This window comes from Stenotrophomonas sp. MYb57, assembly GCF_002966815.1.
Taxonomy (GTDB): Bacteria; Pseudomonadota; Gammaproteobacteria; order Xanthomonadales; family Xanthomonadaceae; genus Stenotrophomonas; species Stenotrophomonas indicatrix.
This window is the reverse complement of sequence record NZ_CP023271.1, coordinates 2672581-2694819: the sequence shown is the minus strand read 5'-3', so window position 1 is coordinate 2694819 and position 22239 is coordinate 2672581. Positions and strand designations below refer to the sequence as shown.

Genomic DNA, 22239 nt, shown 5'->3' with positions numbered 1-22239 from the left:
TGTGAGCGAGAGTAGCGCCGGCAGCGGACATGACGTCCGTGCCACCAACCTTTCGGGGGAAAAGGTATGACCGAAGTCTTCCTCGGGCAGATAATGCTCACGGGGTTCGCGTTCGCGCCCAGGGGATTCGCCCTTTGCAACGGACAGCTGCTTTCCATCGCGCAGAACCAGGCGCTGTTTTCTCTGCTGGGAACCATGTACGGCGGTGACGGCAGAACCACGTTCGCCTTGCCCAACCTGCAATCGCGTACCCCGGTGGGCGCCGGCAATTCGGTGGATGGCAACTGGAATCCTGCGCCTTACAGCCAGGGCGAAGTGGGCGGTGTGGAGAACGTTACCCTGCTGGCCACTCAGGTTCCGGCCCACATTCCGGTGGTCAACGGAACCACCACTGCAGGTACGGCCCGCAACCCTACCGGGGGCCTGTACGGCACCAGCGGCAGCGCCATCTTCGGACCGGCCAACGGCACCCTGGTTCCGCTGCAGGGCGTGGGGCCGGGCGGCGGCAGCCAGTCGCATCCGAACCTGCAGCCCTACACCGTGATCAATTTCGTGATCGCGTTGAACGGCATTTTCCCGTCGCGCAACTGATTCTTCCGACGCCCATTACAGGAGTTCCCCATGAGCACCCCTTACGTCGGAGAAATCCGCATGTTCGGCTTTTCGCGCGTGCCCAACGGCTGGTTCGCGTGCGACGGTTCGCTTCAATCGATTGCCGAGTACCAGGTGCTGTACGCTGTGATCGGCACCACCTATGGCGGTGACGGCGCCAGCACCTTCGGTGTGCCTGACCTGCGCGGCCGCGTGCCGATCCACCAAGGCCGTGGAACGGGATTGAGTTCCTACGTGATGGGGCAGATGTCCGGCAGCGAAAGCGTCACCCTGCTGCAGACGCAGTTGCCGCAACATACCCCCTCGCTGATGGCCAGCACCGTCCTGGCAACCACCGGTGCGGTTGGCGCTACCGTAGTGCCGGCAGCGTTGTCAGGCGAGACCATGTACGTCACCGACATCACTGGCGCCAACGGCGCGACCCTGGCCGCCAACGCAGTTGTCAGCATGGGTGGCAACCAGCCGCACGACAACGAGATGCCCACGCTCACGGTGCAGTTCTGCATCGCCTGGGCTGGCGTCTTCCCTTCGCAAGGCTGAGCGGCCACCTGCGCATACTCGATTCCAGGATACGACCATGACCGAACCTTTCATCGGCGAAATCCAGTTGTTCGGCTTCAACTTCGCGCCCTATGGCTGGGCCAGTTGCAACGGCGCCACCTTGGCCATCCGGCAGAACACGGCCCTGTTTTCGCTGCTGGGCACCCAGTACGGTGGCGACGGACAAACGACGTTCCAGCTGCCCAACTTCGTCAACCGCGTGGCCACCGAACAGGGCCAGGGTGCGGGGTTGTCCCCGCGCAGAATCGGTGAAACCTATGGCAGCAATTCGGTGGCGTTGACCCAGACGGAAATGCCGACGCACAGCCACTCCCTGACGATCTACAACCAGCCCGACCAGTCCAAGCGCACCAGCACCCCGGTAGCGGGCAACTACCTGGGACTGCCGACCTCAGGGGCGCCGTTCGTGCCAAACGCCACCGCCAACGCACAGTTCAGTCCCAACATGATCGGTCCGTCCGGTGGCGGCCAGCCCCACGAGAACCGCCAGCCCTACCTCGCGACGAATTTCTGCATTGCGTTGCAGGGTGTGTTTCCCAGCTTCAGCTGAAGACATGCAGGCGTCGTCGCAGCTCACTTCATTTCCGGCGGGCCGCGACGACCGCCTGCGTACCCCCGCGTGGCTGTGCGAGCGCGGGTATGCGCTGCGCCCGCTACACGATGATGACGTGCCGTGGCTGCGCGAACTGTATGCCAGCACCCGCGCGGAGGAACTGGCGCCAGTGCCTTGGCCCGAAGCGAGCAAGCGCGCGTTTCTGCATAGCCAGTTCGCACTGCAGCACCAGCACTACCAGGCGCACTACGGCGATTCGGATTTTCTTGCCATAGAGCGTGGCGGTGTGCCGGTTGGCCGCTATTACCTGCAGCGCGGAACATCAGATCACCTGATTGTCGATGTCTGCCTGTTTCCCGGTGAGCGCGGACGAGGCCTGGCTGCGGCGCTGATCAGCCACAGCCAAGGCGAGGCCGCCGCGCTGGGCTGCGGCATGACCCTGCACGTGCAGGCCGACAACATTGCTGCGCAGCGCCTGTACCGGCGCGCAGGCTTTACCGTAATCCACGACCAGGGCTCGCATCTGCTGCTGCGTTGGGCACCGGGCTGAGCCGGCGACACGCCGCCGCAAGCCTGGCCGCGGGCTCACATTTCTCAGTTGAAGATCGCCTGATACAGGAATCCGGCCTGCTCACGCGCTACCGGCACCAGGAAAATCCCCACTTCACCGATGTCGGCATGGCGCATCAGATAGATCTGCTGCGGAAACAGGAAGGCCGAGCTGTTGCGGAACAGCAGCGAAAACGGCGCCCGCGCCGGACCTGGCGGCAGCTGCGATGGATTCAGCGCCCGTGCCTCCACAAGCACGAATGGAATCTCGCCGTCGTTGATGACTGCCGAGAAGGTCTGATCAACGTGGCGGGCGAAATGATCGAGTGTCAGCAATTCCATGCAGGGTTCCCCTAAACCGAACCGCATCGTCGCCGCGCTGCACGCCCGATGCAAGTGTGCGGGCGGCCATGTTCCTGTTCGCCAGGGTTGAATGCGGACCATCAACACACGCCCGCAGCCGGTGACTGGTAGCCTGCGGCCGGGAAATGGCGCTCGCGACGCGCTGTGCACGTTGTTGAACCGTTCACTGCCCCAGCGCCAGACGATGCATCCGGTCATCGGCTTGCGGCGTATGCCCTCATGCACGCAACGCTGTTGCCCTGCTGCTACGGATGCCCTGCATTCCCGCATGGCTGCTAGGCGGTGCAGTGATGGCAGCGAACGCTGCGCATTTCCCAGCCCGGTTGGGCTATCAACGAGGACACGAACATGCGTACCCAGATCCAGCGCCTGACCCTTGCCGCCACCGTCGCGGTTGCCTGCGCAACTGCCCCGGCCGCCTTTGCCGCCGACAACCCGATGGTGGGTGGCGTGCCGATGTACGCGAACAAGACCATTGTCGAAAACGCCTCCACCGCCCAGAACCTGAGCACCCTGGTGACTGCGGTGAAGGCGGCCGGGCTCGTTGACACGCTCAGCGGCAAGGGTCCTTTCACCGTATTTGCTCCCGACAACCAGGCGTTCGCCAAGCTGCCCGCAGGCACCGTGGAAACACTGCTGAAGCCTGAAAACAAGGCCAAGCTGACCCAGGTCCTGACCTATCACGTGGTACCGGGCACCTACACCTCCACCCAGCTGACCGCAGCAGCGCGCAGCCACGGTGGCAGCAGCACGCTGAAAACGGTGCAGGGTGAAGCGCTGACGGTGAAGCTGCAGGATGGCAAGGTCTGGGTGGTCGACGCCAAAGGCGGCAAGTCTGCAGTAACCACCGCCGACGTGAGGCAGTCCAACGGCGTGGTGCATGTGGTCGATTCGGTGCTGATGCCGAAGTAAGCCCAGGGCCGCAACATCGATGGCAGTGCGGGAGCGGCTGGTTTCACAGGCCAGCCGCTCACGATGCCGGCGCGGCATCGGCGTTGTGCCCGCCAGAATCCACCCGCGCCTGGGTTGCGCGACGATTCGGCCGCGATACGTGTGAGCAGCGGTCCGGGGATGCGCTGACACGGTCGTTGCTCAACAGCTGCTTGAATGAACCTGCTTGGTGGATGTTTCGTGGCACAGCAACGCGCGTCCGTTGCAGTTCTGCGCGCTTGGGTACCGGTGATGGCTGACTACCATTTCATATAGTGCATCAGGGACGGTGATGGCGAAATGTCCTTCGGCGTGGCCGGCTTCGACGCAGGTGGGGCGCCTGGCTGGGTAAGGTTGCAGGTCTTCTTGTGCCGATACATCGCCAGGATCGGCCGTATCGCAGCGATGCGATAGAACGGCAGGCATTCCTGTGGGTAGGCCGGTCCCATGTCATCGAACCAGATCGCAATGCGGCCGTCGCGCGTGCGTGCATTCGGCACATAGGTGTGGCCAGCCACGGTCTCTATCGTGACCTCCAACCTGGCGACCTTCATGCTGGATGTCAGCATTCCCATCTCCGAACCCGCGCGCAGTTCGGAGGTCGCCTGCACGCTGAAGGTATGCTGCCCCGGCGGCAGGTGGTAGCTGGGCGTGCGCAGTCCATTCATCGACGTACCATCGATGGTGAAGACATTCAGCGACAACTCGCGTTCGGGGTAGATTCCCTGCCCAGAGATGACCACCTGTTGTTCGGCCGGAAGCCGCGCGCTCCCCAACATTGCCGGATTCTTCAACGTGCAGCCGGTGGCACCGAAGACCATGATGGCTGCGACCACGCACAGAGGAACGGTACGGCCTTGCTTGGCGTACATCATTCAAATGATCCCTGGTTGTGCCCAGCGCTCCCCGCCAGGTCCGCGCCACTCTACCGCAGGCAATGGAAATGCGGCAGTGTTCTATGGCGCGACCAGCGTGGTCGATTCCGGGGCGGCAGCCGGTCCCGCCCAGCCCCCACCCAGCGCCAGGAACAGATCCACCTGACGATCCCCCAGCTGCGCGCGCGATGCTGCCAGGGCAGACTCTGCATCGGCCAGCGCGGCCTCGGCAGACAGCACGTCGATGAAGTCGATCCTGCCGAACCGGTACAACTGCCCGGCCTGATCGCTGGCACGTGCCGCGTCGGCGCGGGCGAGGGCAAGGCTGTGCTCGCGATCGATCTCCTGCGCGTAGGCCGACAGCGCGGTTTCGGTCTGCCGCAGCGCGTCCAGCACCACGCCATCGAACGAGGCCAACGTGGCATCGGCGTTGGCGCCGGCCGCATCGATCCGCGCCCGGGTTGCGCGGCGGTTCGGCCAGCGCCACGACAGCAGCGGTCCGAGGGACGCGCCGACGCTGTCGCTGCTCAGCAACTGCTTGAATGAACCTGCCGTGCCGGCGGACGCGCCGATGCTCACCTGTGGGTACAGGGCTGCCGTTTCCACGCCGATCATCGCGGTGGCGGCCGCCAGGCTGCGCTCGGCCGCGCGGACATCCGGGCGGCGCTGGATCAGCTGGCCACCATCGCCGACCGGAACCGGTTGCTGCAGGCGCGGCGGTTGCTGGCAGTTGGCGACGTCCTGCGGATAGTCGGCTGGTACGCGTCCCATCAGCGCCGCCAGCGCGAACAGGGCCGCCTGCCGTTCGGCAACCAGATGCGGCACCGCCGCCGCACTGCGGTTGACCGCCGCGCGCGCCCGGCTGACGTCGAATTCGGTTCCGCGCCCGCCGGCCGCCAAGCGCGTGGTGGCGTCCAGCGTGGCGCGCTGCGTATCGAGCACACGCTGCGTCGCCGCCAGGGTGAGGTTGGTTGAACAGATGCCGACATAAGCGCGGGTGACAGCGGCGGCGACCACCACCCGCACCTGGTCACGTGCTGCAGCGACAGCCTCTGCATCGGCGCTGGCAGCTTCGATACCGCGGCGGATGCCACCTGCCAGATCCAGTGGGTAGGCCAGGTGGATGCCGAGCGCATACACCTGCGGTGGCGAGGTGGGTGAGGTATATCCCCCGGCATGGGCCAGCGTGGCCGATGCATCTGCGTCGGTGCTTGCCGAGCCCTCGGCCCGGTACTGCAGCACCATCGCCGTGGCGCGGCGCAGGTTGGCATCAGCCGCGCGCAGATCGGTGTTGGCTCGCAGTGCTTCGCTGACGTAGGCATCGAGTCGTGGATCGTCGTACAGCTGCCACCAGCGGTCCGGCAGCTCGGCCTGTGCGTAGGCCGGCTGGTGGCTCGATACGAATGCGCGGCGGGCTGCCGGGGCGGCGGCAACCGCATTGGCCGGCAGCGTGTAGTCCGGGCCGGACACGCAGCCGGCCAGCGACAGCGCACAGGCGAGCACGCCCACGCGTGATGCGGTGCCGATCACTTGCAGGCTCCCTGCGCGCGCGGAGTGATGGTCACGCTGGCGGTCCTGCCGACGATCAGGCGCGTATCCGGTGCTACGTCGTCCAAGTGGATGCGCACCGGTATCCGCTGCGCCAGCCGCACCCAGGTATACGTTGACGCAACCGATGGCAGCAGGTTGTGGGTGCTCGCGCGCTGATCGTCGGCAATGCCGGCGGCGATGCTCTCCACATGCCCATGCACGTCGCGGCCATCGCCCATCAGGCGGGCGACAGCGGCATCGCCTTCGTTGATGCAGTTGAGCTTGGTTTCTTCGAAATAGCCTTCGACCCTGAGGCTGGCGCTGTCGATAAGCGCCAGCGCCTGGGCACCCGGTTGCAGGAAATCGCCCGGGTGCAGGTCCAGGTTGGTGACGATGCCATCGGCGCTGGCGCGCACTTCGGTGCGCTGCACGTTCAGCAGCGCCACCCGCCGCTCCGCTCGGGCCTGTGCAAGACCGGCCACTTCGGTATCGACCTTGGCGGCATTGCGTTCCCGCGTTTCCGAAGCCACCAGGTTGCCCAGCGCGATGTCCCGCTTCGATTCACGGCGGGCAAGGGCAAGCGTGGCCTGCGCGCTGTTCACTGCGGCATCGGCCTTGTCCAGAGCGGCGGCGTAGCGCGGCTGGTCCAGCACCAGCAGCAGCTGCCCGGCTTTCACCCGCTGGTTGTCCTGCACCAGCACCTGGGTGACCAGCCCGCCCATGTCCGACGCCACGCGGATCACGTCCGCCCGTACGCGGCCGTCGCGCGTCCACGGCTGCGCTTCGTAGCGGTTCCACAGGGACAGGGCCGCGATGACGGCAACGGCGAACAGGCAGAGCGTTGCGCTCCAGCGGCCAATGACACTCAACAGGTGCTTCATTTCAGGTTCTCAAGCAGGGGCGCGAGCTGGATCAGCAGCTCCGCCAGGATCACGAACAGCGAAAGGCCCACCAGCGGGCGATAGGCGAACAGCCGGTACAGCCCGAGGCTTGCCAGCAGCCGCGAGGCCATCATCGACAGGGCCAACGCGATGAGCGCCACCGCCAACAGGCCGGGAACGAAGACGCCGTCAATGGAGATATCGGAGAACATCGACTCAGTACCCATGTACGATCAACGGAGCGATCAGGTCGCGGCGCAGGCCGCAGAGCAGCGGAAGAACACGTTCGGATGCGCCGTTGTTGCCAGCGATGATCACCTCGCGTGTGCGCTCGAGTGATTCCAGCAGCGGCGTATCCACTGTGGGGCATGTGGAGGTACGGATACGGAAGTGGGCGGACGCGCTGTGCAGCAACTGGGCCAGGCAGTCGTGGCTGCGGCGATCATTTAACGCCCCGCCAATTACGCGAAGTTCGGCCACGGCACTGGCCGCGCGCATGTCCGCAAACAGCGTCCGCAACGTGGGGGCTGCATCCGGATGGCCGCGCAGGCGAGGGGCAAGCAGCGCAAGCCGATCCACCATGCGGCTTGTCCAGTCGCTGGCATTTCGTACCTGCCCGGCGGCGCGGCGTGCGATGTCCCGCCGGATGACATCCTGCAGGCGCGCGCGGCTGCGATTGCTGTCCAGCGTCTGCAGCAGCGACATGCTGCACAGTGCCGCCGCCGTGCCCACGAACAGCGCCAAGCTGCTGTTGAGCGCGCCCGCGATATGGGTGGCATTGGTGGCGCCCAACCCGGCGATGAGGGGGAAGGTGAGCACTACCCCCAATGCGCCCATGATGAACGGCGGGCGGGCGAGGAACGAGCCACACACCAGCAGTGCCGGCGCCAGTTCCATGGCAAGGCCGACGAAATCGGACAGACCCGGAAAGATAACCAGCGCGTAGAACAGCCCGATGCCCACGCCGATGGTCGACCCGATCAGATAGCGCATGACATGCCCGGCAGGTGCCTCGGTGGTCCCGAACAACACGCAGGCGGTGCCGATGATGGAGACGGCGGTTGCACCATCGGACCACGCGGTAATGATCCACAGCGCGCAGGCCAGTACGATGCCAACGAAGGCGCCCAAGGCGCTGCGCAGGGCGATCCGGTGGTCACGATGCAGCACATGACCGTTCGCCTTCCTGGCAAGGTGCGCGGGCACATGCCGGCGCCAGTCCGGGCGGGCAGCGTGCAGCTGCTCTTCCAGCAGCCGGCAATCGTGATGCGCAGCATCGAGTTCGGCCTGACGTGCGCAGAGATCTGCACGCATCAATTCCTGCCATGTGGTGTGCGCCGTGCCAGCGGGCTGCGCGCGCAACTGGGCCAGTGATTCGTCCACGGCGCTGGACAGCATCAGCACATCGAGCATCCGGTCATGCAGTGCGCGCAGGATCTGCACCTGGGCGACGCCGTGCACACTGTCGAACGGCAGGTGGATGGACAGCGTGTGCAGGTCGAGGAGATCTGCGGCTACCTTGGAGCGATCCGCAGCCAGTACCGTTTCGTTTGCGCCAACGCGCATGTCCCGCGTCCAGCGCTCCGCATCGGCGAGGATCGATGCCACGCGCGCGAGCACACGCGGTGAGACCGGGCGTGGCAACAGCAGGCCATGGACCAGCGTCGCCGCAAGAATGCCGATGGAGATTTCCTGCACGCGGGTGACGGCGATGGTGAAGACGTCATCGGGCACCATCACCGCCGGGAAACCAATCAGGCTGGTGGTGTACCCGGCCAGCAGGAAGGCGTACGCACGCGGTGTGCGGTCGAGCATGGCCAAATACAGGCACAGGCCCATCCAGGCGGCCAGTACCACGCTCAACACCAGCGGCGCGTTGGCGAACCGCGGCACCAGCAGCACCGTAGCAACCGCACCGCCGACCGTTCCCAGCAGCCGGAATAGGCCACGGCTGAGTGTCGCGCCGGACATCGGCTGCGACACCAGGTAGACAGTGCCGATCACCCAGAACGGGCGGGTCAGGCCGATGCGCAGCGAGACATACAGCCCGAGGATCGCAGCGAACAGGCATTTGAGCGAGAACAGCACCGCTTCGCCGTCGCCCTTCAATGCGGGCGACGTCAACAGCGCGATGGGGCGCGAAAGCCAAGGGCGGGTAGGGGCGGGGATGTGCATGGCGCCATCGTATTCAGCGAGCCCCGCCGCCGAATTTCGCTAGAATGTCACTCTATCGCTGAATCCGGTCATCGAGAATGACTCGCATTTCACTGCCTGGCTTTGATCTGGACCCGGACGCGACGGATCGGCCGGCAGTGGCCAGCCGCCTGCAGGTGGCCGACCACGATGCCGAGATTCCAGTGCATGACCACCGCAAGGGACAGCTGATCCTGGCACTTCATGGCGCGGTGACCTGCGAGGTGGCCAATGCGTTGTGGATCGTGCCGCCGCAGTGCGGCGTGTGGATTCCCGGCAGCATGCCGCACAGCAACCGGGCCACCGCCAACGCCCGCCTGTGCTATCTGTTCGTCGAGCCGGGCGTTGTCGACCTGCCACTGCACTGCGTGACGCTGTCGATCTCGCCGATGGTGCGCGAGATGATCCTGCACCTGGCCGATGCGCCGCAGGACTACCCGCGCGGCGGGCACACCGATCGACTGGCGCGAGTGCTGCTGGACGAACTGGTGCAGATGCCGGCCGAGCGGTTGTACCTGCCAGTGAGTGACCACCCCAAGATCCGTGCGCTGGCTGCGGCGCTGTCAGCCAATCCGGCCGATCGCAGCACCATCAGCGAGTGGGCCAAACGCCTGGCGTTGGGTGAGCGCACGTTGACGCGGCTGATTGATCGGGAAACCGGACTGTCGTTCGGGCGCTGGCGGCAGCAGCTGCATCTGCTGGTTGCGATTCGCGAGCTTGCCGGCGGCGCGGCGGTGCAGCGGGTTTCTGAAACCCTGGGCTATGAATCGGTGACGGCGTTCATCACGATGTTCAAGAAAGCGCTGGGGCAATCGCCTACGCGGTATTTTGCGGCGCGGTTGCGGAATCAGGATTCTGCTGCGCGTGGTGGTTGATGGTGACTGGCTGACGTTGATTGGCTGAAAGGAAGTATCAGCTCTCCGCGGAACTGCGTTTGTCACGTATCGAATAGATCACTGAAAAGATCTTCCAGCCCCGCTCGGTGCGGACCAGCTGCCACATTTCCCTGCCCCAGTTTGCCTTCACGCCGTTGGCATGGAAGCTGTAGTCGAACGACACCGATGCCACATCGCCATCTGTATCGATTTTGGCGTTGAAGAACTTCTCCTCCCGTGGCTCTGCCGTGGCCACTGCCTCATCGATGAGCGAGATGAAGTTGTTCGATGGGATCTTTCGCGCCTTGATCGCATCGGGCTTGGCCCTGCGGATGTCCGCCAATCGCCGATCCTCGGACACGAACTGCCAGCCGATGTCGCCCGGTCTATCCGAGAAGAACAAGCTCATGTAGGTCGGTTTGTCCTTGTTGATCAGCGAGGTGCGGAAGGACTCGATCACCTGTTCGATCGCTTCCACATCGGCAGGCGTGTTTTGTTCTGCGCAAGCTGGAAGGCAGGGCAACAGGCAAAGGGCGAGCGAGGTGAGGACCGTTCCTGGAGTGTGCATCTGTAGTGTCGGGTTGAAGGGGAGGGTGGGCATGCGCATCAGCGAGCGTACGTGCGCCAGAAGAGCACGCGATTGCCTGTGCTGCTTGTTGCGACGAAGATCGACTTGCCGAATTCGGGCTCGCAACGAAAGAAGGTATAGGAGCGCTTCAGAGCGGTCTCACTCGGCCACCAGCTTCGATTGAACAGCACCGGCTGGGTAGCGCTGTGGTTGACGGGCCGGCAACCGGATGGCAACAACAACTGCTTGCTGCGTGGTTTGCTGAAGGCAAGCGCGCTCACGTTTGAATCGAGGTCGTGCACCTCTCGCAGGTCGGTCGCCTCCTCGGGCACCCACGCGGGAATCCAGCCCTTGGCAATCATCTCGGCGTCGACGGCTTCCTGCTTCGTGGCGTAGGAGCTGTCCATCACCAGATCGCAGGAGGTGAGTATTAAGCAGAGTGCGAAGAGGAGGAACAGCCTCATGCGGTCTGGAAATGGAGGTAATGTCGGGGTCATAGACGATCCTGCAGCGCATCCTTGCATCACTGGCTTGACGGTGCACGCTAGCACTAATGAAGACTGGAAGCAGTTTGGGGGAGTACCTGATCACCAGGGCAGGGGCGTTGCCGATATCGATAATCGTGACCGACATCCCACGGCTTGAATTGATTATGTAATGGGCTTGCGCGATAACTGCCCCGTGCGGCATTGCCGCATTCCGGAACAGGGACGATCCGAAGCAGGGCGCGACAGGGCGGTGAACCGCCTGTGCGCCTTCGTCCCTCCCGGCGCGGTATTCGCCCAGGAAGGAGAGCACGGATGTTCGGACGGAAAATGAAGCTGGCGTGTGTGGCGCTGACGATGGCCGCGCTTGGCTGCGCAGCCCCCCTTTGCCGCGCAGGCGCAGGAGAGCAAGACAACCTGGCGCATCTCCCGAGGAGGGAGAAGAGGGTGGCGCTTCCGCAGGTTGAGGGATGGTCTGCCGAGTTGCAGGATCTTGCGAAAGCGCTCGGCGAGAACCTGCTGATCGACTCTCCGGTGATCCGGCGGATTCTTAATGTGTGAGACATGAAACAGGGAGCTCCTCAGCCCTCCAGGAAGGCATAGCATGAGAGCGTTTGATCTGCGGAGATTGAAAAAGGACGCGAAGAAAAGCGGCATGCGGGTCGTTGGAAATTTCTTGATTGCCTCGTATACGCGAGATGTGATCTCTGGGTTTGCGATAGACCCTGCACCGTCTGCTATCTACTTATGGACCTTCGTACTTCCGACCTATGATGATTTGCCGTTCCTGCACATGTCTCTAGGCCAGAGGGTTGCAGTTGCGAAAGGAGATGAACGTTTCTTCTGTGGCATGCATGCTGAGTACGTCGAAAATCTTGAGAGGGTGAGAACGGCGGCAGACCTTTTGATCTATGTTGACGGCCTTGACTTCAGGAACGACTACTCCGAATGGATAAAGTACATATCCGCCATTCGGCTTGGCGATTTCTTGGCGGCGGATGCCACGCTGAAGAATCTCCTGGCTTTGCCAATGTCCAGTGCGGTCCAACGTAGATTGGGTGCGATTATCTCCGTCCTGAAGAATGGTGGTGAATCGGGCGCGCAGCATCTTCTGGAGACGTGGTCTGTTCAGACGGCTCGATTGGTCGGCGGCAGCTCCTGGGGCAGCGGACGGTAGCGAATCGCCTCGCTGCGCGCAGCCCTAACGCAGCAGGGAATACCACGCTCTGGCAGCAGATCGTTTACCTGCAGTGATACCAACCGCATGAACGCGGTGAAGCAGGGTAATGCCGTGCAGGAAAGCTACGCCTACAACCATCGCGGCGAACGCGTGCTGCGCAAGCCGGCCGGTGGTGCGGCTCAGATCACGTTGTACGACGAAGCAGGGCAGTGGCTGGGCAACTATTCGGCCACGGGGCAGGCGCAGCAACAGGCGATCTGGCTGGACAACTATCCGATGGCACTGATCAATGTGCCGAGCGCGGGCGTACCGGAACTGGCCTACGTCCAACCGGACCATTTAGGCACGCCGCGCGTGGTGATCGACCCCGTGCACGATGTTGCGATCTGGGAGTGGAGCAACAAGAGCGAAGTGTTCGGTGATCAGATTCCTAGTGCTGATCCGGATGGCGATGGCGTGGCGTTCGACTTGGCGCTGCGCTTCCCCGGGCAGCAGTCGACGGATGCGAGTGGGCTGTTCTATAACTACCAGCGCGAGTATGACCCCGCAGTGGGGCGGTATTCGCAGAGTGATCCGATTGGTCTGAGTGGCGGGATCAACAGCTATCTCTATTCATCTGCTATGCCTGCAGGCCGGACGGATCCGCTTGGACTGAAAGACTATTCAGCATGTGAGACAAACGAGGAACTGACGTACGCAAGGCGCAGCGCCCTCAATCCACTTGGAGTCACGATGGTTTTTTTGAATAGCACCACCATTCTTGACTATAGGGCAAAGAATGATGGTCGAATCGGAAAGGATCGAGATACCTTTTTGGTGGACGGAAATAGGTTGAGTGCAGAGAGCTTCGGAAACTGCGTTGCGGGATATGGTGCCGCCTACCTTTGGGGCCCAGTTGGCTGGGGGGTGACGAGTCTCGCGGGTATGGTGTATGACATCGAAGACGTGTTCCAGGGGCGACCATACAACTGGGATATGGATAGCAGAGCCGATATCGACGCCGGTGCAATCAGAGCGATGCATGAGATGTTGGGGAACCGGCCTACGGGCTGCGGCTGCGGGGGATAGGACAATGATCTGGACGCTGGTTACTTTCTACGCAGTTCTCTCGGTACTTACGTATTTCGCAATGGTCTGCAGAACTCCTACCAGACGGCTGTTCTCCTCGATCGGAATCGTTGTTGTTCAGATAGCTGCACTTGTGTGGATTCAGATCATTGCCAGAGCGCTGGGTTCGCAGGCAAATCATGGGTCTTTTTCTCTGGGAGTCGGTGAGCTCTACCTCGCCATACGGCCCATCCTCTTGTTCAACGTGGCAGTGTGCATCGCGCTTGTTCTGATCTTTCTGGTTTCTCTATCCGGAAAGAGGGCGGCAGGCGAGTGAGCGAGGGGCAATGCTGTTGTTGAGACGGAGTAACACGCGAGACAAAGGGGGGGGGGCTGCAGTACCGGTGGGCTTTTTCCCGTTCGCTGGTGAGCCTGGAGGCGCAAGGTGCATTCCAAGCGAGTCCCGTTCACCCCTCCACCTGCAACCGCCCCACAGCCTGCGCACTCAACGCCAGGCACGCCAGCATCAGCCCCTCCATCACCCGGTCGCCCACATAGTCCTCGGGCTCGCCGTTCTGCCGGGTCCGCTCGGCCGCCAGCAGCACTTCCTGTACCACCCGCAACCCGGCCAACGCGCAATCCGAATCGGCCAGCGCCATGCAGCGCCCGGGCAACTGGTGTCGCTCTGGCCAGGGCTGCCCGTCGGCGGCGGCGCCTTTGCCGATGCGCTTCAGGTTGGCAATCAGGGTATGCGCATCCGCGCAGGGCACAGCCTCTGCCAGGTCATCGGCATTGGCCGGGTCACGGTAGGCGTGCAGGTGGGGAAGATCAGATCCGTTCATGGCGAGGCTCCGTGCAAGGCAATCGGTAGCCGCCACACAGAGGTGGCGGGCGGTACGTGGTTCGAATCCGGGTTGACGTCAAGCCGGTGGGCGCGAACGCCCCCACGCACCGCCCGCCATAGCCGGCAGACGGATTGCCAGCCGGCGCCACGGAATGTGGACGCCGGCTGGCAAGCGTAATCACTCAACGCCAACACGGGATTCGAAACCCGGCCACCCGTTTTCGGTGGCACGCCATCTGAGCCCGCGTCGCTGTGCAATGCCAATCAGAGAAGTTGCAAATAACTCACGATTGGAGACGCTTTCGGCATTGAACCACGCTGTTAAGTACTGGCAGCGCTGGCTGCCGCGTTGGTCCACCGCGACCAGGCAATCTGCGACAGGGGTCGTGGTTGTAGGGGATGCGCGGGATGTGTGAGCGGGTTGATGGCGACAAGCCATGGGTAGCGCTGGACTATGCCCGGCGAGCAACGTGGTGTGGCGCACGGATGCACTCCGCCGGGCACGGCCCGGCGCTACCGATTCCGTCGCGCCTTGACGTTCCCAGCCACCAAGCGCAGGCTTGCCCAGCACGTTTCCTAACCAGAAGGAGACTTATGACAGCTACCGCGTCTCTGCATCCCACGCCCGACACCCAAGGCCGTTCACGCCTCTGGAACGTCTTCTGGCTGCAAGGGGTCATCCCCAGCAACATGCTCTGGGCCGTTGCCCTCTGGGCCCTCGCCAACCAGCGCACCACACTGGTGCTGGCGATGTTCGCCGTGCTGCTGCTCTATACCGGTTGGATCATCCCCGCAGTCTGGCGCGCGGCACCCACCGCGCGGACCCCGAACCTGGGTGTTGCCGCGCGCGGGCTGACCGTAGCCTGGGGCCTGAATACGGTGCTGGTGATCTTCTTCCTGACCCTGCAGCTGGTGACTCAATAGAACTGGATCGGCTCACCGCTGCGGTCGAAGGCGGCGAAGCGGCCGATCTGGCCGTCGTTGATGGCGTTGACCATCAGCCGCAGCGGGCGGGTGGCCTCGTCGGTGCTGGGGGCGAAGCCTGCACGCCCATCCATTGCCGCCACGAACACCATGTCCCACTCCACGCCGGTGGTGGTGGACTCGCTGGCCAGTGCCTGGAAGCTCGGCACCTCGGCCGGCAGCTTGTCCACGCACAGCACAGGCGACAGGGTGCCGCCCTCACGCCGGTCATGCCGGTCGCGCTGGTCGTCGGTGGGCGATTCGGGCAGGTCGGCGCGGGCGAATACGAACAGCAGGCGTTGCGGTTCGGCCTGTTCGCTGGCGGCCTGCAGCAATTGCTGGAAATCATTCATCATCATGATGGCTGTCACACGCACGCTGCACGGAAAGCCGCATGCTGCCATAACGTCCGGGCGGCGTGGCCGGCGGCGATTGATTTAAGTCATCCCGCTGCCAATGCCTGCCGCGTAGGCTGGCGTCAGTCTCAGCAGGCGAGGGTATCCGGGCCGTTCCGGGCACAGGCAAGACGGTGGAACAACAAGGTGGACCAGCCATGAGCCAACTCACCGACGGATTCGGGCGCAGCTTTCCTTACCTGCGCCTGTCGTTGACCGAGGCCTGCAACTTCCGTTGCAGCTACTGCCTGCCCGATGGCTACCAGGCCGACGGCCGCCCGCGCTTCCTGGCGGTGGACGAGATCGCGCGCCTGGTGCGCGCCTTTGCCATGCTGGGGATGACCAAGATCCGCCTGACCGGTGGCGAGCCCAGCCTGCGCAAGGACCTGGACGAGATCATCGCCACGGTGGCGGCCGTGCCGGGCATCCGCAAGGTGGCCATCACTACCAACGGCACGCTGCTGCCGCGTCGCCTGCCGGGCTGGCACCGCGCCGGCCTGACCGCGCTGAACGTAAGCATGGACAGCCTGCAGCGCGAGCGCTTCAGGACCATCACCGGCCACGACCGCCTGCCGGAAATCCAGCAGGGGCTGGAGATGGCGCAGGCGCTTGGCCTGCCGGCCATCAAGCTTAACGCGGTGCTGCTGCGCGGCCTGAACGACGACGAGCTGCCGCAGTGGATGGACTTCCTGCGCGACCGCCCCTTCAGCGTGCGCTTCATTGAACTGATGCGCACCGGCGACAACGAAGCTTATTTCCAGCGCCACCATCTGCGCGCCGACGTGGTGATCGAGCAGCTGCTGGCCGCTGGCTGGCACGAGCGCCCGCGCGCGGCCGATGCCGGCCCGGCACGCGAGTTCAGCCACCCGCAGCATCGCGGCACGGTGGGCATCATCGCCCCGTACTCGCGTGACTTCTGCAAGGGATGCAACCGCCTGCGGGTGACCGCCAAGGGTGACCTGCGGCTGTGCCTGTTCGGCGAATTCGGCGTGCCGCTGCGCCCGCTGTTGCAGAGCGACGACGACCAGGACGCGCTGCTGGCACGCATCACCACACAGCTTGGCCTGAAAGCGGCCGGGCACGGATTGCATCAGGGCCAGACCGGGTTGACCCCGCATCTGGCTTCGATTGGAGGATGAGGAACACGATGAGTGGTGAATTGACTGCGGCCTTCCACATGGCCGATGTGCGTGACAAGCGCGTTACCCGCCGCCGCGCGGTAGCGGTGGGCGAGCTGCATGCCGGGCCAGTGGCCTACCCGCTGATTGTCGAGCGCCGGTTGCCAAAGGGCGATGCACTGGTGATGGCCGAGATTGCCGGGCTGCAGGGCGCCAAGATGGCCTCGATGCTGATGCCGCTGTGCCACCCGTTGCCGCTGGAACTGGTGCAGGTGTATTGCGCACCGGTGCCGGAGCGGCAGGCGATACGCGTGTGGTGCGAGTGCGCCAGCGAGGCCCGCACCGGTGTGGAGATGGAAGCACTGGCCGGCGTCAACGCCGCACTGCTGACCCTGTACGACCTGAGCAAGCCGGTGGAGCCGGCGCTGCGCATCGAGGGCATCCGCCTGTTGTTCAAGGAGGGCGGCAAGCGTGGCCTGTGGCTGCATCCCGACGGCATGGACGAGGGCGAGCGCGCGCGCTTCAGGCCGCGCCCGCCGAAGGGTCTGAACGGCGCGGCCTGCGCGGTGATCACCCTGAGTGATCGCGCCAGCGAGGGTAGCTATGCCGATGAGTCCGGCCCGAAGCTGGTGAGCGGGCTGCAGGCGCTCGGTGGCGAGGTGGTGGCTGCCGAGGTATTGCCCGATGGCATCGAGCCGCTGGCGGGCCGGCTGCGTGCGCTGGCGGGCGAGGGCGTGCGCCTGTGCCTGTGTACCGGCGGGACCGGGCTTGGCCCGCGTGACCTGACCCCGGAGGCGCTGCGTTCGTTGAATGCGCGACCGGTGCACGGCTTGGCGCAGATGGTGCGCGCGTTGAGTGCGCAGCACACGCCGATGGCCTGGCTGAGCCGGGCCGAGGTGGTGCAGCTGGATGACATGCTGGTGTTTGCGCTGCCGGGCAGCCCGCGTGCGGCCGCGCAGTGCCTGGACATCCTGGCGCCGGTGCTGGGCCACGCATTGGCGATGGTCGATGGCGGTGGCCACGCATGATTGCCTACAGCGAAGCGCTGCAGCACCTGATGGAAGCGGCTGCACCGCTGCCGGCCGAGCGGCTGGCATTGCATGAGGCTGCGGGTCGCATCCTGGCCACGGACATCATCAGCGGGCAATCGTTGCCGCCGTTCGACAACTCGGCGATGGACGGCTTCGCGCTGCGCGCCAATGGCACGCCGTTCGAAAGCGATACCGAATTTGTGGTGCAGGGCTGGCAGGCGGCGGGCGACGCCGGTGCCGAGGGCGGCGACGGCGCCTGGGAAATCATGACTGGCGCGCGCATGCCGGTTGGGCTGGATACGGTGGTGCCGATCGAGAACGTGGAGATCCTTGCCAGCGAGCAGGGTCGCCCGACCCGCATTGCGTTGAAGAGCGGGGTGAAACCTGGCCAGAACGTGCGCCTGCGCGGACAGGACGTGGAAGAAGGCGAGCGCGTGCTGCAGGCCGGGCAGGCCTTGGACATCAATGCACGCACTCTGCTGCACGCCATCGGCGTGGCCGAGGTGGCGGTGGTGGCACGGCCGAAGGTCGCGGTCATTGCCACTGGCAAGGAGCTGGTGACCGAAGCGGCGCAGGCGCTGGAGTCCGGACAGATCCGTGACAGCAACCGGCCCTACCTGATCGGCCGCCTGCAGGCCGCCGGTGCCGAGGTGGTGTGGCAGGGCACGGTAGGCGATGACGTGGCTGCCTTCGATGCGGTGCTGGACGACGCGCTGGCTGCGGGTGCGAAGGTGCTGATCAGCACCGGCGCAGTGTCGGCCGGCCGCTACGACTTCATTCCCGATGCGCTGCGCGCCCGCGGCGCCCGCATCGTGTTCCACAAGGTGGCGATCCGCCCGGGCAAGCCACTGTTGTTCGCAGTGCTGCCCGATGGCGCGCTGTATTTCGGCCTGCCGGGCAACCCGGTGTCGGCGGCGGTGGGGCAGCGTTTCTTCGTTGAACCGGTGCTGCGCCGCCTGCTGGGCCTGGCCGCAGAGCCGCTGCTGCAGCTGCCGTTGCAGGCCGATGTGCGCAAACCGCCGGGCCTGCGCTTCCACGCGCGTGCGCGGGTGGACGTGGACGCGCAGGGGCGCTTGAGCGCGCGCGTGCTGTCCGGGCAGGAATCGTTCCGTTTGAAATCCATGCTGCAGGCCAACGCCTGGGTGGTGCTGGAGGGCGAGGGTGACCTCGTCGCGGCCGGCACACCGGTGCGCGTGCAGGGCTGGGGCCACCAGGACCCGCTGCAGCTGGCAACCCAGGAGTCATGATGAAGCAGGTGAATCTGCAGTTGTTCGGTGCGTTTTCTGATCTGGATGACAGCCGCGAGATTGCGCTGGAGGTGGCCGGTGGCACCGTGGCCGACCTGCGCCAGGCGCTGCGAGAGCTGCTGCCGGTGCGCTTTCCCGGTTTCCGCGCCGGGTTGCTGGACTATTCGGCCTTTGCCGACCAGCAGCGCGTGCTGCGTGACCACGAGGCGCTGCCTGCCGATGGCAAGGTGGCGATCCTGCCGCCGGTGAGCGGGGGCTGAGCCATGAGCAGCAACGTGACCGCAAAGGTGGTGGACCGTGCGCAGCACGCCATCGACCCGGCCGAAGGCATCGCGGCGGTGTCCGACCCGGCATTCGGCGGCATCGATGTGTTCATCGGCAAGGTGCGCGACTTCAATGTGGGGCGGCCGGTGACCGGCATCACCTATGACCTGTTCGAACCGCTGGTGCTGAACGAGATCCAGCGCTTTGCGGCGGAGATCGAAGCGACGTTCGGGCCGAAGCTGAAGCTGTATGTGGCGCATGCCAAGGGCCGCTTGGGCATTGGCGATGTTGCGGTGGTGGTGGCTGCGGGCAGCCCGCACCGTGATGAAGCGTTCCGCGCGTGCCGGCAGTTGATCGAGGCGGTGAAACACCAGTGCCCGATCTGGAAGCAGGAACATTACGAGGACGGCGACAGCGAGTGGAGCGAAGGCTGCACGCTGTGCCACGCCGACGGTGAACCGGCGCATGATCACCACTGACGCCAGTAGATCCACGCCATGCGTGGATGGCGCCTTCCCCTCACGCTTGGCAGACGCAGCCACGCATGGCGTGGCTCTACTGAGGCGTACCTGCACGGTTGCTCCATGCGTGGATGGCGCCTTCCCCTCGCGCCCGACAGGAGCGGCCACGTATGGCGTGGTCGGGTTTCCCGCGTGACAACGCCCATTGCCGGCATCGTTCTGGCCGGCGGCCTGTCCAGCCGGATGGGCCGCGACAAGGCATTGCTGCCCTGGCAGGGGTGCACCCTGCTGGAGCACATGCGCGGCACCTTGCGGCTGGCCGGGGCAGACCGGGTCTGGGTGAGCGGGCGCTACCCTGCCTTCGGCGGCATACCCGACCAGATCACGCGTTGCGGGCCGCTGGGAGGCCTGTTCAGCGTGGCGATGCAGATGCCCGATGGCCCGGCCTGGGTAGTACCGGTGGATACGCCCCGCTTGACCCCGGATCTGCTGCAGCAATTGCGTGACGGGCATCGCAGCGCTTGCACGATCTTTGACGGGCATCCGCTTCCGATGCTGTTTAATGTGGACAATGAAAGTCGCACGATCCTCGAAAACATGATCCACGATCCCCTCGGCCCGCGTTCCCTGCAGGCCTTGCAACACCGGCTGGACGCGCAGACCCTGCGCCTGGCCCACGCTGATGAAAGCGCCCTGATCAACTGCAATACCCCCACCCAATGGGAGGACGTTGCCTCATGAAGGTGCAGTTGCAAGAACAGACAATGCGTCTGCGCCTGGACGAGGCCGAACTGGCCCGGCTGCTGGCCGGTGAAACGGTGGAGAACCTGACCCGGTTCGGCGGCAGTGGTGGTTGGGGTACCGCCGTTTCGCTGCATGGTGGCGAATCGGCCGTGCTGCTCGACAGCGGCACCGATTGCCGCCTGGTATTGCCCCGGTCTTCCGTGGAGGACCTGGCTGGGCGCCTGCCATGCCGCGATGGCCTGGCCTTTGCGCTGTATCTGGACGACGGCACCACGCTGCAACTGCAGTTCGATGTGGATGTGCGCGACAGCGTGCGCCAGCGTGGCGTAACCCGTCGCGGTTCCGCGTCACCGGTTTGACATTTGTCAGGGGCAGGGTGAAAACCCGCCCCTGATTGATCCAGATCAACCCCGTCGTTGCTGCTGCACGGCCTAATGGCTGCATGACGACGGGTTACAACTTGAAAGCAGTACCCACGTCATTCCACAGCCTTGGAGCCATGTATGACCGTCGGTAGCGATCCTGTTGTCCGCAGCACTGCCAGTCCCGGTCGCGTCATCAGCGACTGGACGCCGGAAGATCCCGGCTATTGGGAGCGCACCGGCAAGCGGGTCGCCACCCGCAACCTGGTCATCTCCATTCCCTCGCTGCTGCTGGCGTTCTCGGTCTGGGTACTGTTCTCGGCGGTGACCATCAGCCTGCCGAAGATCGGCTTCGGCTTCAGCACCGATCAGTTGTTCTGGCTGGTGGCACTGCCCAGCCTGTCCGGCGCGACGCTGCGCATCTTCTATTCGTTCGTGATTCCGATCTTTGGCGGACGCCGCTGGACGGCGCTGTCCACTGCGTCGCTGCTGGCACCGACGATCTGGCTGGGCTTTGCGGTGCAGAACCCGGCCACGCCGTACTGGGTGTTCGTGGTGATCGCGATCCTGTGCGGCTTTGGCGGGGCGAACTTCTCCTCGTCGATGTCCAACATCTCCTTCTTCTATCCCAAGCAGAAGCAGGGCCTGGCGCTGGGCCTGAATGCCGGCCTGGGCAATGTCGGGGTGTCGGTGGCCCAGGCGGTGATTCCGCTGGTGATCACGGTGGGCGTATTCGGTGCCCTCGGTGGTGCGCCGCAGCCGGTGGTGGAGGGCGGTGCACCGCTGTACCTGCAGAATGCCGGCTTCATCTGGGTGCCGGCCATTGCGATCTGCGCCGTGGCGGCCTGGTTCGGCATGAATGACCTGACCAGCGCGCGTTCCTCGTTCGCCGAGCAGGCGGTGATCTTCCGCCGCAAGCACAACTGGCTGATGTGCTGGTTGTACATCGGCACCTTCGGTTCCTACATCGGCTTCTCTGCTGGCTTCCCGATGCTGGTGAAGAGCCAGTTCCCCGCCGTGAACCCCCTGGCCTACGCCTTCATCGGCCCGTTGCTGGGTGCGCTGATGCGCTCGGTGGGCGGCAGCATGGCCGACCGCTGGGGTGGTGCGCGGCTGACGTTCTGGGTGTTCGCGCTGATGATCGCAGCGGTGTTCGGCGTGCTGCATTTCCTGCCCAGCGATGGCCAGGGCGGCAACTTCTACGGCTTCCTCTTCAGCTTCATGGCGCTGTTCGTGCTCAGTGGCATCGGCAACGGCACCACCTTCCGCATGATCCCGGTGATCTTCCGCACGCTGCATGAGCGCCTGTCGGCAGGGGCCAACGCTGAAGGCAAGGCCGCGTCGGCGCACCAGGCCAGCATCGAGTCGGCTGCGGTGGTGGGCTTCTCTGGTGCGATCGGTGCCTACGGCGGCTTCTTCATTCCCAAGAGCTATGGCTCTTCGATCACGTTGACCGGCAGCCCCGATATGGCGCTGTACGGGTTCGTCGTTTTCTATGTCACCTGCCTGGCCGTGACCTGGTGGTGGTACTACCGGCGCGGCGCTGAGACGCCCTGCTGACATGAAAACGCACCGCAGCCAGATGACACACACAGCCACGATGCAGAT

At 64.6% G+C, this 22239-nt stretch carries 28 protein-coding genes and 1 pseudogene; 19 read left to right on the top strand and 10 right to left on the bottom strand.

Features of this window, described 5'->3' with window-relative positions:
- The first annotated feature begins 66 nt into the window (after nt 1-66).
- The 4 genes from CLM74_RS12395 to CLM74_RS12380 are packed head-to-tail and all read left to right on the top strand — an operon-like array spanning nt 67 to nt 2276.
- Nucleotides 67-591, top strand: coding sequence for a tail fiber protein (locus CLM74_RS12395; RefSeq protein WP_025874318.1), 525 nt, complete (start codon nt 67-69; stop codon nt 589-591).
- Between the two features lie 30 nt (nt 592-621).
- Nucleotides 622-1152, top strand: coding sequence for a tail fiber protein (locus CLM74_RS12390; RefSeq protein ID WP_025874319.1), 531 nt, complete (start codon nt 622-624; stop codon nt 1150-1152).
- 37 nt (nt 1153-1189) lie between these two features.
- Nucleotides 1190-1723 (top strand): tail fiber protein, encoded by a 534-nt coding sequence (locus tag CLM74_RS12385; RefSeq protein ID WP_059064375.1) that lies wholly within the window; start codon nt 1190-1192, stop codon nt 1721-1723.
- A 4-nt stretch (nt 1724-1727) separates the two neighbouring features.
- Complete coding sequence (locus CLM74_RS12380; RefSeq protein ID WP_105164209.1) at nt 1728-2276, top strand: GNAT family N-acetyltransferase; 549 nt, start codon at nt 1728-1730, stop codon at nt 2274-2276.
- Between the two features lie 44 nt (nt 2277-2320).
- Here the strand turns inward: CLM74_RS12380 and CLM74_RS12375 are convergent, their stop codons facing one another.
- Nucleotides 2321-2617 carry a hypothetical protein gene (locus CLM74_RS12375; RefSeq protein WP_088100127.1) on the bottom strand — a complete coding sequence of 99 codons (297 nt, stop codon included), beginning with the start codon at nt 2615-2617 and terminating at the stop codon, nt 2321-2323.
- A 369-nt stretch (nt 2618-2986) separates the two neighbouring features.
- Here CLM74_RS12375 and CLM74_RS12370 point away from each other — a divergent pair, with 369 nt between their 5' ends.
- Nucleotides 2987-3550 (top strand): fasciclin domain-containing protein, encoded by a 564-nt coding sequence (locus CLM74_RS12370; RefSeq protein ID WP_025874323.1) that lies wholly within the window; start codon nt 2987-2989, stop codon nt 3548-3550.
- A gap of 278 nt (nt 3551-3828) precedes the next feature.
- Here the strand turns inward: CLM74_RS12370 and CLM74_RS12365 are convergent, their stop codons facing one another.
- From CLM74_RS12365 to CLM74_RS12345, 5 genes are all read right to left on the bottom strand, one after another.
- Nucleotides 3829-4443, bottom strand: a complete 615-nt coding sequence (locus CLM74_RS12365) for a hypothetical protein (protein ID WP_105164208.1) — start codon at nt 4441-4443, stop codon at nt 3829-3831.
- Between the two features lie 81 nt (nt 4444-4524).
- On the bottom strand, nt 4525-5973 hold the full coding sequence (locus CLM74_RS12360; RefSeq protein WP_234003342.1) for an efflux transporter outer membrane subunit: 1449 nt from the start codon (nt 5971-5973) through the stop codon (nt 4525-4527).
- The gene (locus tag CLM74_RS12355; protein WP_105164207.1) at nt 5970-6854 is read right to left on the bottom strand and encodes a biotin/lipoyl-binding protein; all 885 of its coding nucleotides are present in this window, start codon (nt 6852-6854) and stop codon (nt 5970-5972) included. Before CLM74_RS12355 ends, CLM74_RS12360 begins: the two co-directional genes overlap by 4 nt.
- Nucleotides 6851-7066: a DUF1656 domain-containing protein gene (locus tag CLM74_RS12350; protein WP_032975345.1), complete on the bottom strand. Its 216-nt coding sequence runs from the start codon at nt 7064-7066 to the stop codon at nt 6851-6853. Before CLM74_RS12350 ends, CLM74_RS12355 begins: the two co-directional genes overlap by 4 nt.
- A gap of 4 nt (nt 7067-7070) precedes the next feature.
- Nucleotides 7071-9029, bottom strand: a complete 1959-nt coding sequence (locus tag CLM74_RS12345; RefSeq protein WP_105164206.1) for an FUSC family protein — start codon at nt 9027-9029, stop codon at nt 7071-7073.
- 77 nt (nt 9030-9106) lie between these two features.
- Between CLM74_RS12345 and CLM74_RS12340 the strand changes: the two genes are divergently transcribed.
- Nucleotides 9107-9922 carry a helix-turn-helix transcriptional regulator gene (locus tag CLM74_RS12340; RefSeq protein WP_059064369.1) on the top strand — a complete coding sequence of 272 codons (816 nt, stop codon included), beginning with the start codon at nt 9107-9109 and terminating at the stop codon, nt 9920-9922.
- A gap of 37 nt (nt 9923-9959) precedes the next feature.
- On the opposite strand, the gene CLM74_RS12335 is transcribed toward CLM74_RS12340, so the two are convergent.
- The gene (locus tag CLM74_RS12335; protein WP_234003479.1) at nt 9960-10523 is read right to left on the bottom strand and encodes a nuclear transport factor 2 family protein; all 564 of its coding nucleotides are present in this window, start codon (nt 10521-10523) and stop codon (nt 9960-9962) included.
- Between the two features lie 5 nt (nt 10524-10528).
- A complete protein-coding gene (locus CLM74_RS12330; RefSeq protein ID WP_033831290.1) occupies nt 10529-10954 on the bottom strand; it encodes a hypothetical protein in 426 nt (141 codons plus the stop codon).
- Between the two features lie 336 nt (nt 10955-11290).
- Here CLM74_RS12330 and CLM74_RS12325 point away from each other — a divergent pair, with 336 nt between their 5' ends.
- The 4 genes and pseudogenes from CLM74_RS12325 to CLM74_RS12310 all read left to right on the top strand — a co-directional run bounded on the left by CLM74_RS12325 (nt 11291) and on the right by CLM74_RS12310 (nt 13539).
- A complete protein-coding gene (locus CLM74_RS12325; RefSeq protein ID WP_105164205.1) occupies nt 11291-11536 on the top strand; it encodes a hypothetical protein in 246 nt (81 codons plus the stop codon).
- Nucleotides 11537-11579: 43 nt separating this feature from the next.
- Complete coding sequence (locus CLM74_RS12320) at nt 11580-12152, top strand: hypothetical protein (protein WP_105164204.1); 573 nt, start codon at nt 11580-11582, stop codon at nt 12150-12152.
- Between the two features lie 14 nt (nt 12153-12166).
- Nucleotides 12167-12812, top strand: a pseudogene (locus CLM74_RS12315) (RHS repeat-associated core domain-containing protein); the annotation flags it as partial.
- 415 nt (nt 12813-13227) lie between these two features.
- Nucleotides 13228-13539 carry a hypothetical protein gene (locus tag CLM74_RS12310; RefSeq protein WP_105164203.1) on the top strand — a complete coding sequence of 104 codons (312 nt, stop codon included), beginning with the start codon at nt 13228-13230 and terminating at the stop codon, nt 13537-13539.
- Nucleotides 13540-13669: 130 nt separating this feature from the next.
- Here the strand turns inward: CLM74_RS12310 and CLM74_RS12305 are convergent, their stop codons facing one another.
- Nucleotides 13670-14044: a hypothetical protein gene (locus CLM74_RS12305; protein WP_105164202.1), complete on the bottom strand. Its 375-nt coding sequence runs from the start codon at nt 14042-14044 to the stop codon at nt 13670-13672.
- 596 nt (nt 14045-14640) lie between these two features.
- On the opposite strand from CLM74_RS12305, the gene CLM74_RS12300 reads away from it, so the two are divergent.
- Entirely contained in the window at nt 14641-14970 is a 330-nt protein-coding gene (locus CLM74_RS12300) for a hypothetical protein (protein ID WP_025874336.1), read from the top strand.
- On the opposite strand, the gene CLM74_RS12295 is transcribed toward CLM74_RS12300, so the two are convergent.
- Nucleotides 14964-15368, bottom strand: coding sequence for a hypothetical protein (locus tag CLM74_RS12295; RefSeq protein WP_025874337.1), 405 nt, complete (start codon nt 15366-15368; stop codon nt 14964-14966). The two genes, CLM74_RS12300 and CLM74_RS12295, sit on opposite strands and share 7 nt — an antisense overlap.
- A 194-nt stretch (nt 15369-15562) precedes the next feature.
- Between CLM74_RS12295 and moaA the strand changes: the two genes are divergently transcribed.
- The 8 genes from moaA (at nt 15563) to CLM74_RS12255 (ending at nt 22191) form a co-directional block, all read left to right on the top strand.
- Nucleotides 15563-16543, top strand: coding sequence for a GTP 3',8-cyclase MoaA (gene moaA, locus CLM74_RS12290; protein ID WP_105164201.1), 981 nt, complete (start codon nt 15563-15565; stop codon nt 16541-16543).
- Between the two features lie 8 nt (nt 16544-16551).
- Nucleotides 16552-17550, top strand: a complete 999-nt coding sequence (gene moaCB, locus CLM74_RS12285) for a bifunctional molybdenum cofactor biosynthesis protein MoaC/MoaB (protein ID WP_105164200.1) — start codon at nt 16552-16554, stop codon at nt 17548-17550.
- Complete coding sequence (glp, locus tag CLM74_RS12280) at nt 17547-18800, top strand: gephyrin-like molybdotransferase Glp (protein WP_105164199.1); 1254 nt, start codon at nt 17547-17549, stop codon at nt 18798-18800. Before moaCB ends, glp begins: the two co-directional genes overlap by 4 nt.
- Entirely contained in the window at nt 18800-19060 is a 261-nt protein-coding gene (locus CLM74_RS12275; RefSeq protein ID WP_025874341.1) for a MoaD/ThiS family protein, read from the top strand. Before glp ends, CLM74_RS12275 begins: the two co-directional genes overlap by 1 nt.
- 3 nt (nt 19061-19063) lie before the next feature.
- The gene (locus CLM74_RS12270) at nt 19064-19543 is read left to right on the top strand and encodes a molybdenum cofactor biosynthesis protein MoaE (RefSeq protein WP_032974540.1); all 480 of its coding nucleotides are present in this window, start codon (nt 19064-19066) and stop codon (nt 19541-19543) included.
- Nucleotides 19544-19768: 225 nt separating this feature from the next.
- Entirely contained in the window at nt 19769-20266 is a 498-nt protein-coding gene (locus CLM74_RS12265) for a molybdenum cofactor guanylyltransferase (RefSeq protein ID WP_234003478.1), read from the top strand.
- A complete protein-coding gene (locus tag CLM74_RS12260) occupies nt 20263-20628 on the top strand; it encodes a hypothetical protein (protein WP_059064361.1) in 366 nt (121 codons plus the stop codon). The genes CLM74_RS12265 and CLM74_RS12260 overlap by 4 nt, the downstream gene beginning before the upstream one ends.
- A 144-nt stretch (nt 20629-20772) precedes the next feature.
- The gene (locus CLM74_RS12255; RefSeq protein ID WP_033831277.1) at nt 20773-22191 is read left to right on the top strand and encodes a NarK family nitrate/nitrite MFS transporter; all 1419 of its coding nucleotides are present in this window, start codon (nt 20773-20775) and stop codon (nt 22189-22191) included.
- The last annotated feature ends 48 nt before the right edge of the window (nt 22192-22239 follow it).